Below are 13,458 nucleotides of genomic sequence, written 5' to 3' on the forward strand. Positions count from 1 at the left end.
CAACACAGCCGTTTGGCTGCTATTAAGGATTGCCATGAAGTTTTTATGCCCCTCGCAGGCACTAAGCGAAGGTACCAGCCGTGGCTTCGAGCTGGATGAGCTGAACCTGCTCGTCATTCGTCGTGAAGGTCAGGTGTATGCCTACAAAAACCGCTGCCCCCATCGCGGGGTAACACTGGAATGGCAACCGGATCAATTTCTCGATTCAAGCGCCAGCCTGATCCAGTGCGCGACTCATTCGGCGCTGTTCCTGATCGAAAGTGGAGAATGCGTTGCCGGGCCTTGCGCCGGGCAGTTTCTGACAGCTCTTGACTGCCGCGAAGACAGCCAAGGCATCTGGATTACGCCACAAATATCAGAGGATGACGTCTAATCGGCGATCAACTACCACGGCGTCAGGCGTCAGGCTGACTCCATACGCAAGTACTTGCACTCCGGCAGCGACCGCCTCGCGCAACGCTGCTGCGTAACCCGGGTCGATCTCTTGCGCCGGGCGCACTGCATCAATGCCGGTAAGGTTGACGCAATACAGCTGAACAGCACGCACCCCCTCGCGCGCGAGAGTGGCCAGTTCACGCAGATGCTTGGCACCACGCTGCGTAACAGCATCCGGAAATGCAGCGACACGCGAGTCATCAAAACCCAGGGTGACACTCTTGACCTCTACGAAGGCAAAGCCCTGCGGGTACTCCAGGCGAAAATCAATCCGGCTTTTTTCCTGACCATAAGGCACTTCACGCTTGAGTGCGGTGAAGCCATCCAGCTCGGTAATCACCCCCGCCAGTAACGCCTCTTCGATCAAGTGATTGGCACGCCCGGTGTTCACACACGCCAGCCTGCCTTGCGGGGTTTGGCTGATTTCCCAAGTGCCCGGCAACTTGCGCTTGGGGTCGTTGGAACGGCTGAACCAGACCTGACCACCTTCAACCATGCAGTTGAACATGGACCCCGTATTCGGGCAGTGGATGGTCATCAACTCACCGGTGACGGTTTCGATATCCGCCAGGAAACGCTTGTAGCGCTTGATCAACCGCCCTTCTTCTAGCTCGGGTGAGAAACGCATCAGCCTTTCCAGCTCTTGAGGCCACGAGCGATCCGCTCAACGGCCTCCTGCAGGCGCGGCAAACTTTGGGTGTAGGCAAACCGTACATGGTGCCCGGACTTGAAGCGCCCAAAATCCAGACCCGGGGTAAAGGCTATGTGCTGGGTTTCAAGAAAGTGCTGACAGAATGCAAACGCATCGCCGCCAAACGCGCTGATATCGGCGTAGAGGTAAAACGCACCCTCTGGCTCTACTGCAATACCAAAACCAAGCTCACGCAAGGCCGGTAACAGAAAGTCACGGCGACGCCCGAACTCGGCCCGACGCTCTTCCAGTATCGCCAGTGTCTGAGGTTCAAAGCAGGCCAATGCGGCGTACTGAGCCATGCTGGGGGCGCTGATATAAAGGTTCTGGGCGAGCTTCTCCAGATCAGCTACAGCTTCAGGTGGCGCCACCAGCCAGCCCAAACGCCACCCGGTCATACCGAAATACTTGGAAAAGCTATTGAGCACAAACGCACTGTCATCGACTTCCAGCACACTGGCTGCATCACAGCCGTAGGTCAGGCCATGGTAAATCTCATCCACCACCAAATGCCCGTTTCGGGCCTTGATTGCCGTAGACAGGGCTGCCAGTTCATCACGACTCAAAATCGTACCGGTAGGGTTGGCCGGGGATGCCACCAACGCCCCCACACTGTCCTGATTCCAATAGCGCTCGACCAGATCGGCCGTTAACTGGTAGCGCACATCCGGGCCGACCGGCACCAGCTGTGCGGCGCCCTCTACCAAACGCAGAAAATGTCGATTACAGGGGTAGCCCGGGTCTGCAAGTAGCCAATGTTTACCCGGATCGACCAGTAGGCTGGAGGCCAGCAACAAGGCGCCAGACCCACCTGGCGTGACAAGAATCCGCGAAGGATCGATATTCAGGCCATAACGCTGCTGATAAAACCCGGAGATTGCCTCGCGCAACTCCGGCAGGCCACGGGCCGCGGTGTAACGGGTTTTCCCGGCGGCCAGGGCCGCTTGACCTGCGGCGATGATCGGCTCAGCCGTGGTGAAGTCCGGCTCCCCGATTTCCAGGTGAATCACATCGTGACCCGCAGCCTGCAGCTCGTTGGCACGCGCCAACAACGCCATCACGTGGAACGGTTCGATTGCGCGGCTGCGCGCACTGTAAGACTGAGCCATGAGCCTGCCTTCCTGGGTAAGCAAAAGCCTGATTCTACCCAAGCAGTACCGCAAGGGAGAGCTAATTACTGTCTTAGCCGTCCGCTCGATAGAACCAATCAACCCACGCCACAGTCATAGCTCGACTAAAATTAATATTCAGGTACTAATCTCAAGCACCACAGGCTCTGTACACAACCACTGACAACGGGCTAGACATGCGGGAGTAGCGCAGCCCGATTTGATCTGGTAAGTTCGCCCGCTTGCAGCCGCAGGGCCGGCAGGTGTCGGTGATGTTGCAATCCTGCGCAATGGATTAGAAGAATGAGAGGCGGTCCATTTCATGCCCACACAAACCAAGCAACAGAATAGTCAACTTAGCGGTTTCGAACCCTACGTTGAAAAGAAGGGCGAAGAGTACATGGGCGAGCCCATGCGCAAGCACTTCACCAAGATTCTGCAAAAGTGGAAACAGGACTTGATGCAGGAAGTTGACCGCACCGTTGATCATATGAAAGACGAAGCGGCAAACTTTCCTGACCCATCCGACCGCGCGAGCCAGGAAGAAGAGTTCAGCCTGGAACTGCGCGCCCGTGATCGCGAGCGCAAGCTGATCAAGAAAATCGACAAGACCCTTCAACTGATCGAAGACGAGGAGTACGGCTGGTGCGAATCCTGCGGTGTCGAGATCGGTATCCGTCGACTCGAGGCCCGTCCTACTGCCGACATGTGCGTAGACTGCAAGACCTTGGCTGAAATCAAGGAAAAACAAGTCGGCAAGTAATCGCTGGCTTGACTGAATGGGGCGTGCAAACGCCCCATTTTTGTTTCTGCGTTTTGCGCTCCGTAGCAGCTGCCAAAGGCTGCGTCCGGCGGCAAAGCCGTCGTAAAAATCAGTCACTGCGGTGTATCCGTCAGACCCGGCACTCAGGGCATACGATCGCTTCGCAATCGGACGCAGCCTACGGCAACTGCTACGGGATTTATGTAATGACAGCACTCACTTCAACTTCCTCCTACATCGGGCGCTTCGCCCCAACGCCCAGTGGCCACCTGCACTTTGGCTCGCTGGTCGCAGCCCTTGCTTCTTACCTCGACGCCCGCTCTGTCAGTGGCCGCTGGCTGTTGCGCATGGAAGACCTCGACCCCCCCCGCGAAATGCCCGGCGCCCAAGCTGCCATTCTGGATGCTCTTGAACGCTACGGCTTTGAATGGGACGGCGAACTGGTTCGCCAAAGCGATCGCCACGAAGCCTATGCTGACGTATTAAACCGGCTGTTCAGCATGGGTTTGGCTTACGCGTGCACCTGCTCGCGCAAACAGCTTGAAGGCTACAACGGCATTTACCCGGGGTTGTGCCGCAATGCGGGCCACTCGATGGAAAACGCCGCGATACGCGTACGCGTGCCAGAACTTGAATACCGCTTCGAAGACCGGGTACAGGGACCATTCGGCCAACACCTTGGCCGAGAGGTGGGTGATTTTGTGATTCGCCGCCGTGACGGGCTGTACGCCTATCAATTGGCCGTTGTACTCGATGATGCGGCCCAGGGTGTGACCGATATCGTGCGCGGCGCCGACTTACTGGACTCCACACCGCGCCAGCTCTACCTGCAAGAGCTGCTGGGCTTATCACAGCCACGCTACCTGCACGTGCCGCTGATCGTGCAACCCGACGGCCACAAGCTTGGCAAATCGTACCGTTCGCCCCCCCTGACACCGGAGCAGGCAACACCCTTGCTGCTTCGCGCCTTGCGCGCTTTGGGTCAGACGCCTGACGAATGCTTGAACGACGCCACCCCGCGTGAAGTTCTGGATTGGGGCATCGCTCACTGGAGCGCAGCCAATATCCCACGCACACTTACCCTCGCCGAGGCGCAATTACGCTGACAGCCCTTGCAGGTTGCCAGCCATCCGTTACCATCGCCGCACGATTTTGGGCATGCGGCCTGTAAAAGTGAGGGCGGGATGTATATCTATCGATTGGTCCTGTTGCTGGTTGTCGGGATCTACCTGTTTTCTCCCGCCATCATGGATTGGTGGATCGATGCGACAGGCGCCTGGTACAGGCCCTATCTGCTCTGGCTGATTCTGATCGTTGTGACCTTTATTCTTCAGAGCCAAAAAGATGCCGATGAGCTTTAGCCTGACCCAGATGATCCTGATCAGCGCCGCCTACCTGGGGGTGCTGTTTGGCGTAGCCTGGATCAGTGAACGCGGCATGATCCCGCGCGCAATCATTCGCCACCCGCTGACCTACACCCTGTCGCTGGGCGTTTATGCCAGTGCCTGGGCGTTTTACGGCACCGTGGGCCTGGCCTACGAATACGGCTACGGCTTTTTATCCAGCTACCTGGGGGTTTCCGGGGCTTTCTTGCTGGCGCCGGTGCTGCTTTACCCCATTTTGAAAATCACCCGCACGTATCAGCTTTCATCCCTGGCTGATCTGTTCGCGTTCCGCTTTCGCAGCACATGGGCCGGGGCGCTGACCACAATCTTCATGCTCATTGGTGTGCTACCGCTGCTCGCCCTGCAGATCCAGGCGGTGGCCGACTCCATCAGCATCCTCACACGTGAACCCGTACAACACCGCGTCGCCCTGAGCTTTTGTGCGCTGATTACCCTGTTTACGATCTTCTTTGGCTCACGACATATCGCCACCCGTGAAAAACACGAAGGCCTGGTGTTCGCCATCGCCTTTGAGTCGGTCATCAAGCTGATCGCCATTGGCGGCGTAGGGCTCTACGCGCTCTATGGTGTGTTCGACGGTCCGCAACAACTCGAAGTCTGGCTGCTGCAAAACCAGACCGCCCTCGCCGCTCTGCACACCCCTTTGCAAGAAGGACCGTGGCGAACCCTGCTGCTGGTGTTTTTCGCATCGGCCATCGTGATGCCGCACATGTATCACATGACCTTCACTGAGAACCTCAACCCTCGCGGGCTGGTCAGCGCCAGCTGGGGCCTGCCGCTGTTTCTGCTGCTGATGAGCCTCGCCGTGCCGCTGATTTTGTGGGCTGGCCTCAAGCTGGGCGCCACCACCAATCCCGAGTACTTCACCCTAGGTATCGGTATAGCCGCAAACAGCAAACCACTTGCACTACTGGCTTATGTTGGCGGGTTATCGGCTTCTAGCGGGCTGATTATCGTCACCACCCTGGCGCTGTCCGGCATGGCCCTTAACCACCTTGTGTTGCCGCTTTATCAGCCACCTGCCGAGGGCAACATCTACCGCTGGCTGAAGTGGACCCGCCGGGCACTGATCGTTGCCATCATCATGGCTGGCTATGGTTTTTACCTGCTGCTGGGCGCCGAACAGGACCTGGCCAACCTCGGGATCGTGGCATTTGTCGCGACCTTGCAGTTCCTGCCGGGCGTGCTCTCCGTACTGTATTGGCCGACCGCCAACCGACGTGGCTTCATTGCCGGGTTGCTGGCAGGGATTCTGGTGTGGATGGCGAGCATGCTGTTCCCGCTGATCGGCAACTTCCAGGGGTTCTACATCCCGTGGCTGAACATGATTTACGTGCTGGACGATACCAGCTGGCACATGGCAGCCATCGCCTCACTGGCAGCCAACGTGCTGATGTTCACCCTGATTTCGCTGTTCACCAACGCCAGCCCCGAAGAGGCCAGCGCTGCCGAAGCGTGCGCTGTCGACAACGTGCGTCGTCCACAACGACGTGAGCTGCACGCCGCCTCACCGCAAGAGTTCGCCACCCAACTGGCCAAACCTTTGGGCGCCAAGGCCGCACAGAAAGAAGTCGAACAAGCGCTGCGCGACCTGTTTTTGCCCTTCGATGAACGCCGCCCTTATGCCTTGCGCCGCCTGCGCGACCGCATCGAGGCCAACCTTTCAGGCTTGATGGGCCCCAGCGTCGCCCAAGACATGGTCGAAACCTTTTTGCCCTACAAGTCCGGCGGTGAAAACTACGTCACTGAAGACATTCATTTCATCGAAAGCCGGCTTGAGGACTACCACTCACGCCTGACAGGTCTGGCAGCCGAACTCGACGCCTTGCGCCGTTATCACCGTCAAACCTTGCAAGAGCTGCCCATGGGCGTGTGCTCGCTGGCCAAGGATCAAGAGATCCTGATGTGGAACAAAGCCATGGAGGAGTTGACCGGCATCCCGGCCCAGCGTGTGGTGGGTTCGCGCCTGAGCACTCTGGGAGATCCGTGGCGAGAACTGCTGCAGGGCTTTATCGACCTGCCTGACGAGCACTTGCACAAGCAGCATTTGGCGCTGGATGGCCAGACTCGCTGGCTCAACCTGCACAAAGCCGCGATCGATGAGCCCCTGGCCCCTGGCAACAGCGGCCTGGTGCTGCTTGTCGAGGATCTGACAGAAACCCAGATGCTCGAAGACAAGCTGGTGCATTCCGAGCGGCTGGCCAGCATCGGACGCCTGGCTGCGGGTGTCGCTCACGAAATCGGCAACCCGGTGACCGGCATTGCCTGCCTTGCGCAAAACCTTCGCGAAGAACGTGAGGACGACAGTGAGCTGACGGAAATCAGCAGCCAGATTCTTGAACAGACCAAACGTATCTCGCGCATCGTCCAGTCCCTGATGAGCTTCGCCCATGCCGGCAGCCACCAGCACAATGACGAACCCGTCTGTCTGGCCGAAGTGGCCCAGGATGCCATTGGTCTGCTGGCCCTGAACCGGCGCAATTTCGAGGTGCAGTTCTATAATCTCTGCGACCCGGATCATTGGGTTGAAGGTGACCCGCAGCGACTCGCCCAGGTATTGATCAACCTGCTCTCGAACGCCCGCGACGCCTCGCCTGCCGGGAGTGCAGTGAGGGTCAAGAGCGAAGCCAGCGAGCACACCGTCGACCTCATTGTGGAAGACGAAGGTACAGGTATTCCGAAGAACATCATGGACCGATTGTTCGAACCGTTTTTCACCACCAAGGACCCTGGGGAAGGCACCGGTCTGGGCCTTGCACTGGTCTATTCCATCGTTGAAGAGCATTATGGACAAATCACCATCGACAGCCCGGCTGACATTCACAGCCAACGCGGAACCCGTATCCGGGTGACACTACCGCGTCATGTCGAAGCGACGTCCGCTGTGAACTGAGACCGTCGAGAGAACCGAATCAATGCCGCATATTTTGATCGTCGAAGATGAAACCATCATCCGCTCCGCGTTACGCCGTTTACTGGAGCGTAACCAGTACCAAGTCAGCGAGGCTGGCTCGGTGCAAGAAGCACAGGAGCGTTTCAGCATCCCCTCGTTCGACTTGATTGTCAGCGATCTGCGCCTGCCAGGCGCTCCGGGTACCGAGCTGATCAAGCTCGGTCAAGGCAAGCCGGTGCTGATCATGACCAGCTATGCCAGTCTGCGCTCGGCCGTTGACTCGATGAAAATGGGCGCTGTCGACTACATCGCCAAGCCCTTTGATCACGACGAAATGCTCCAAGCGGTGGCGCGCATTCTGCGTGATCGGCAAAACCTCCAGAGTGTGCCTGCAGAGCGCCCTGCCAAACCGGGTATCGCCGACAAAAATGCTGTGGATAACAGCAACGGGGAAATCGGCATCATTGGTTCGTGCCCACCGATGCTGGACATGTACAGCAAGATCCGAAAAGTCGCGCCAACCGACTCCAATGTATTGATTCAGGGTGAATCCGGGACGGGTAAAGAGCTGGTCGCGCGCGCCCTGCACAACCTCTCCAGGCGTGCCAAGGCACCGATGATTTCGGTGAACTGCGCAGCTATTCCCGAATCGCTGATCGAGTCCGAGCTGTTTGGTCACGAAAAAGGGGCGTTTACCGGCGCCAGCGCTGGCCGTGCCGGCCTGGTTGAAGCCGCCGACGGCGGTACGCTGTTCCTCGATGAAATCGGCGAACTGCCACTTGAGGCACAAGCCCGCCTGCTTCGCGTACTGCAAGAAGGCGAGATTCGCCGCGTAGGTTCTGTGCAGTCGCAAAAGGTTGATGTGCGCCTGATTGCCGCGACTCACCGTGACCTGAAAAGCCTGGCCAAAGTAGGTCAGTTCCGCGAAGACTTGTACTACCGACTGCACGTCATCGCGTTAAAACTGCCTGCTTTGCGCGAACGTGGCGCCGACGTTAACGAAATTGCCCACGCGTTCCTCGCTCGCCAAAGCGCCCGCGTAGGCCGTACTGACCTGACGTTCGCCCCCGATGCTGAACGGGCAATCAGTCATTACTCCTGGCCGGGTAACGTTCGCGAACTGGAAAACGCGGTGGAGCGAGCGGTGATCCTGTGTGAAAGCCCTGAAATCTCGGCTGAGCTCCTGGGCATCGATATTGAGCTGAGCGACCTGCAAGACGATGATTTTATTGGCCTGGCCCCACAGCAGAGCATCGTCAACGGTAACACCAGCCTTGATCCGACCGAGGATCTGTCACTGGAAGATTACTTCCAGCACTTCGTGCTTGAGCACCAGGACCACATGACCGAGACCGAACTGGCCCGCAAACTGGGGGTCAGCCGCAAGTGCTTGTGGGAACGGCGCCAGCGCCTGGGCATTCCTCGACGCAAAACCGGTGTGCCAAGCGAAGGCTAGGTAACACAGCCAAGCAAATGTGAAAAAACTGTTACCTCAGTTAAATCACGTAACAAAAGCCGGGTCTTACGGTAACGATGACCCGGCTTTTTTTTGCCTTGAAAAAAGTAAAAACCCCGAAAACGCCTTATTTTGCTGGCCCTCGTAAAAGTTGGCACGACCCCTGCTATATGTATCCGTACAAGAACAATAAGAATCACAGCAACACACAATAAAAATAAGACGTATCGGCTCACGCATAACAAGAACAACACGGCGGAGGCGCAGCTAACTGATTGTTTTGGAGAGGCGTTGTAAATGGGGCTTGCCCCACGACTAGGCAGAGAACAACAAAAACTGCACTTAAAGCAGAGCCTGAACTAGTTGGATCATTGATCACATCAACACAGCGACCAAAGCAATCCGTTTGCTCTTATCTCCCGATTGGGAGGGTTACTCAGGCAAGACCTCTGTAACCAGGGCGATTAACAAAAACAAAAAGCCCGCAATCAATAATAAAAATAGAGCATGCAACTAATTCTGGGGGAGCTTCGGCTCCCCTTGTGGTTCCTGCGATTCAGAAAAAACTCCCACGGCTCTACCTCACCACTCTTGCAGCTTTTTTTGCCTATTGCCTGCAGCTTCGCTCACAAGAGCGACTCAGCGTCCTACACCATCCCCTGACTAAATGCTAGAATCCCCGCCCATCATGCGGTCATTCTTCGTTTTGGCCGAACATTCCTTCAAACAGTGCATCCCATGCTGAAGAAGCTGTTCCAGTCATTCCGTTCTCCCAAGCGTCGTACGCAACAACTGCGCAGCACCCCTGAAGTGCTCAACAGCAGCCAACATTCGCTGCAACGTGCCCAGTTCAGCCGCTACGCGGTCAACATTGTCGAGCGCCTGCAGAACGCCGGTTACCAGGCCTATCTGGTAGGCGGTTGCGTACGCGACATGCTGCTCAACATCACGCCAAAAGACTTTGACGTCGCCACAAGCGCCACGCCTGAACAAGTGCGCGCCGAGTTTCGTAATGCGCGAATCATCGGTCGACGTTTCAAGTTGGTGCACATCCACTTTGGTCGCGAAATCATTGAAGTCGCCACCTTCCGTGCCAATCACCCGCAAAACGACGAAGAGGAAGACAGCAACCAGTCCTCACGCAACGAAAGCGGGCGCATCTTGCGCGACAACGTTTACGGCACACTTGAAGAAGACGCCCAGCGTCGTGACTTCACGATCAATGCCCTGTACTACGACCCGGTCAGCGAGCGCATCCTCGATTACGCCAATGGCGTACACGATATTCGCAACCGCTTGCTGCGCCTGATTGGCGATCCGCAACAGCGCTATCAGGAAGACCCGGTACGCATGCTGCGCGCAGTGCGTTTTGCGGCCAAACTCAACTTTGGCATCGAAAAACACACCGCCGAGCCGATTCGCGAACTGGCGCCAATGCTGCGTGAAATTCCGTCTGCGCGGTTGTTCGAAGAAGTCCTCAAGCTGTTCCTCTCGGGTAACGCTTCAGACACCTTCGAAATGCTGGTTGACCTGCAATTGTTCGATCCTCTGTTCCCGGCCAGCGCCGAAGCACTGGAACACAATCCGACGTACACCCACACCCTGATCAGCGAAGCCTTGCGCAACACCGATCTGCGGATCAAACAGGGCAAACCGGTAACCCCGGCCTTCCTGTTTGCTGCCTTGCTCTGGCCTGCCCTGCCGGCCCGTGTATTGCGTCTGCAAGATCAAGGCATGCCGCCCATTCCTGCGATGCAGGAAGCCGCGCACGAACTGATCGCCGAACAGTGCCAGCGCATTGCCATTCCCAAGCGTTTCACCATGCCGATCCGCGAGATCTGGGACATGCAGGAGCGCCTGCCACGTCGCAGCGGCAAACGCGCCGACATGTTGCTCGACAACCCGCGCTTCCGTGCCGGCTATGACTTCTTGCTGTTGCGTGAAAGCGCAGGCGAGCAGACCAATGGGCTGGGCGAGTGGTGGACCGACTATCAGGACGCCAATGACAGCGGTCGCCGCGACATGATTCGCGACCTGAGCAACGCCAAGGATGACGGCACCGGCCCTGCACCGCGTAAACGTCGCCGCACCAGCGGTGCCAAGCGCAAACGTAGCGCCGCAGCGGACGAGTAAGCGATGGAGCGTGTCTACATTGGAATGGGCAGTAACCTGGCTGACCCTGAAGATCAATTGCGCAGTGCCGTCCAGGCACTGGCGCAATTACCTGACTCCCGATTCGTTGGGGTTTCAGGGTTTTACCAAAGCGATTCATTGCTGCCCGGTCAGCCGCGTTACACCAACGCCGTGGCCGCCATTGACAGTACGCTGCCACCCCTGGATCTGCTCGATGCGCTGCAAGCCATTGAGCTTGATCAAGGTCGCGAACGCCACGAACGCTGGGGCCCTCGCACGCTGGATCTCGACATTTTGCTGTTTGGCGATCGCCTGATCGACGAACCTCGCCTCCAAGTCCCGCACTACCACATGCACGCCCGGCCTTTTGTGCTCTACCCACTGGCCGAACTGGCGCCAGCATCGCTAAAACTGGCCGATGGCCGAAGCCTGTCGCAATTGCTGGCCGACTGCCCATTCATCGGGCTTGAGCGCATCACCGCTTAAGCTGAATCGAATCAATACCCGGGTAACACCTTTGCGGTAACACCCGGAATTGACTTCCAGTGTCCTCGTCACGACTATAGGCATCCCGCTGCCATCCACAGGATGGCGCAATGTGAAAACAGGCTTTATAAGCGCCCTCTATAAAGGCGTGCCTGTTCATAACGATGAATCACACGCGTTACTCGCAGTGGTTATCACACTGCCTGACGAGGATCCTTTTCATGCCAGCTATTACCCTGACCACCCTGCAAAGCCTTAAGCAGAAGGGTGAAAAAATCACCATGCTGACGTGCTATGACGCCACCTTCGCCCACGCCTGCAATCAGGCCGGTGTTGAAGTGCTATTGGTAGGCGACTCCCTGGGCATGGTTCTACAAGGGCATGACAGCACATTGCCTGTGACGACCGCCGAAATGGCTTACCACGTGGCCTGCGTCAAACGCGGCAACCAGGATGCGCTGATTCTCGCGGACATGGCCTTCATGGCGAATGCGACCCTGGAACAAAGCCTGAACAACAGTGCGCTGCTGATGAAAGCCGGCGCACACATGGTCAAAGTCGAAGGCGCCGTGTGGCTCGCCGAATCGATCCGCGCCATGACCGAGCGCGGTATCCCTGTATGCGCGCACATGGGCCTGACCCCGCAGACAGTGAACGTGCTGGGCGGTTACAAAGTTCAGGGACGCAACGAAAACCAGGCGCGCCAGATGCGTGCTGATGCCATTGCCCTGGAGCAAGCAGGCGCAGCCATGCTGCTGCTTGAATGCGTACCGAGCGAACTGGCCGCTGAAATCACCCACGCGGTAAAAATCCCGGTGATCGGCATTGGTGCAGGCAGTGACACAGACGGCCAGGTCCTGGTTCTGCACGACATGCTCGGCCTTTCTCTGACCGGGCGCGTGCCCAAGTTCGTGAAAAACTTCATGACCGGCCAGCCTGACATCCAGTCCGCCCTGAGTGCCTACGTAACAGAAGTCAAAGCCGTCAGTTTTCCTGCTACCGAACACGGGTTCTCTGCATGAACACAGTTAAAACCGTTCGCGAGTTGCGCGCCGTTATCGCCCGCGCACGTCGTGAAGGCAAACAAATAGCCCTGGTTCCGACCATGGGCAATCTGCACAGCGGTCATGGCGCTCTCGTCACCACCGCCGCGCAACAGGCTGACTTTGTGGTGGCGAGCATTTTTGTGAACCCGCTGCAATTTGGTGCCAACGAAGATCTCGCCACCTATCCGCGCACACTGGCTGCCGATCAGGAAAGACTCCTGCAGGCGGGCTGCCACTTGCTGTTCGCCCCGACCGTCGAGGAGATGTACCCCAACGGCATGGAGGGCCTGACACGTGTTACCGCCGCCAAGCTGAGCAATGAGCTGTGCGGCAGCCGCCGTCCGGGGCATTTCGATGGCGTGACCACTGTTGTCAGTAAACTGTTCAACATGGTTCAGCCTGATCTGGCGATCTTTGGGCAAAAAGACTACCAACAGTTGGCTGTCATTCGCGCAATGGTCAACGACCTCAACTTTCCGGTCCAGATCATCAGCGAACCGACCGTACGCGCCGAAGACGGTCTGGCCCTGTCTTCGCGCAATGGCTACTTGAGCGAAGAACAGCGAGCCCTGGCACCAGCGCTGTACCGCCATCTGAGCGAGATGGCCCACGCCATTGAAGCCGGTGAGCGCGATTACCCGGCGCTGATCAGTCAGCACCTGGCGCAGATCGAAGCGATTGGTTTTCGTCCCGACTACCTGGAAGTGCGTCACGCGCAGACCTTGCTCCCGGCGCAATCCACTGATCGCGATCTGGTGATTCTGGTCGCAGCTTTTATGGGCGCCACCCGTTTAATCGACAACGTGCACTTAAACCTCGACAGCGCACTCTGACAGAGCTGCCTGTGCGGAACCGCGGAATGACCCGCACCCAACAAGAAACACTGAAACGTTTCATCTAATGTGACGTAACTGTGACAAAAGTTACTTCGCGATGTCAGACAAAGCCAAGACAGAAGTAGGCGCGAAGGTTACTGTAATCGCCCTGCTTCTAGCTGACGTGCAGAATCAGACCCCCGAACACCTGAATACTAAAAAACA

12 protein-coding genes are annotated in these 13,458 nt (G+C 57.5%); 10 read left to right on the forward strand and 2 right to left on the reverse strand.

The annotated features are described in order from the left end of the window. Positions 1-34 precede the first annotated feature (34 nt). A complete protein-coding gene (locus tag TU76_RS22460) occupies positions 35-373 on the forward strand; it encodes a Rieske (2Fe-2S) protein (RefSeq protein ID WP_019825962.1) in 339 nt (112 codons plus the stop codon). Here TU76_RS22460 and sfsA read toward each other — a convergent pair. Then, positions 356-1,063, reverse strand: coding sequence for a DNA/RNA nuclease SfsA (sfsA, locus tag TU76_RS22465; RefSeq protein ID WP_019825960.1), 708 nt, complete (start codon positions 1,061-1,063; stop codon positions 356-358). The genes TU76_RS22460 and sfsA overlap by 18 nt on opposite strands. Continuing rightward, positions 1,063-2,235, reverse strand: a complete 1,173-nt coding sequence (locus TU76_RS22470; RefSeq protein ID WP_019825958.1) for a pyridoxal phosphate-dependent aminotransferase — start codon at positions 2,233-2,235, stop codon at positions 1,063-1,065. Before TU76_RS22470 ends, sfsA begins: the two co-directional genes overlap by 1 nt. 322 nt (positions 2,236-2,557) lie before the next feature. On the opposite strand from TU76_RS22470, the gene dksA reads away from it, so the two are divergent. The 9 genes from dksA (at position 2,558) to panC (ending at position 13,251) form a co-directional block, all read left to right on the forward strand. Further along, positions 2,558-2,998 carry an RNA polymerase-binding protein DksA gene (dksA, locus tag TU76_RS22475; RefSeq protein ID WP_019825956.1) on the forward strand — a complete coding sequence of 147 codons (441 nt, stop codon included), beginning with the start codon at positions 2,558-2,560 and terminating at the stop codon, positions 2,996-2,998. Positions 2,999-3,204: 206 nt separating this feature from the next. Further along, the gene (gene gluQRS, locus TU76_RS22480) at positions 3,205-4,104 is read left to right on the forward strand and encodes a tRNA glutamyl-Q(34) synthetase GluQRS (RefSeq protein WP_048352537.1); all 900 of its coding nucleotides are present in this window, start codon (positions 3,205-3,207) and stop codon (positions 4,102-4,104) included. Positions 4,105-4,182: 78 nt separating this feature from the next. Continuing rightward, on the forward strand, positions 4,183-4,359 hold the full coding sequence (locus tag TU76_RS25150; RefSeq protein ID WP_003176118.1) for a hypothetical protein: 177 nt from the start codon (positions 4,183-4,185) through the stop codon (positions 4,357-4,359). Next, positions 4,343-7,297, forward strand: a complete 2,955-nt coding sequence (locus TU76_RS22490) for a sensor histidine kinase (protein ID WP_162207970.1) — start codon at positions 4,343-4,345, stop codon at positions 7,295-7,297. Before TU76_RS25150 ends, TU76_RS22490 begins: the two co-directional genes overlap by 17 nt. A 22-nt stretch (positions 7,298-7,319) precedes the next feature. Beyond that, positions 7,320-8,753 (forward strand): sigma-54-dependent transcriptional regulator, encoded by a 1,434-nt coding sequence (locus TU76_RS22495; RefSeq protein ID WP_019825950.1) that lies wholly within the window; start codon positions 7,320-7,322, stop codon positions 8,751-8,753. Between the two features lie 738 nt (positions 8,754-9,491). Next, entirely contained in the window at positions 9,492-10,886 is a 1,395-nt protein-coding gene (locus TU76_RS22500; protein ID WP_019825948.1) for a polynucleotide adenylyltransferase PcnB, read from the forward strand. Positions 10,887-10,889: 3 nt separating this feature from the next. Next, positions 10,890-11,372 carry a 2-amino-4-hydroxy-6-hydroxymethyldihydropteridine diphosphokinase gene (folK, locus tag TU76_RS22505; RefSeq protein ID WP_019825946.1) on the forward strand — a complete coding sequence of 161 codons (483 nt, stop codon included), beginning with the start codon at positions 10,890-10,892 and terminating at the stop codon, positions 11,370-11,372. 221 nt (positions 11,373-11,593) lie between these two features. Then, positions 11,594-12,394 carry a 3-methyl-2-oxobutanoate hydroxymethyltransferase gene (gene panB / locus TU76_RS22510; protein ID WP_019825944.1) on the forward strand — a complete coding sequence of 267 codons (801 nt, stop codon included), beginning with the start codon at positions 11,594-11,596 and terminating at the stop codon, positions 12,392-12,394. Continuing rightward, complete coding sequence (gene panC / locus TU76_RS22515) at positions 12,391-13,251, forward strand: pantoate--beta-alanine ligase (RefSeq protein ID WP_019825942.1); 861 nt, start codon at positions 12,391-12,393, stop codon at positions 13,249-13,251. Before panB ends, panC begins: the two co-directional genes overlap by 4 nt. Positions 13,252-13,458 lie beyond the last annotated feature (207 nt).

This window comes from Pseudomonas psychrophila (genome assembly GCF_001043005.1).
Lineage (GTDB): Bacteria > Pseudomonadota > Gammaproteobacteria > Pseudomonadales > Pseudomonadaceae > Aquipseudomonas > Aquipseudomonas psychrophila.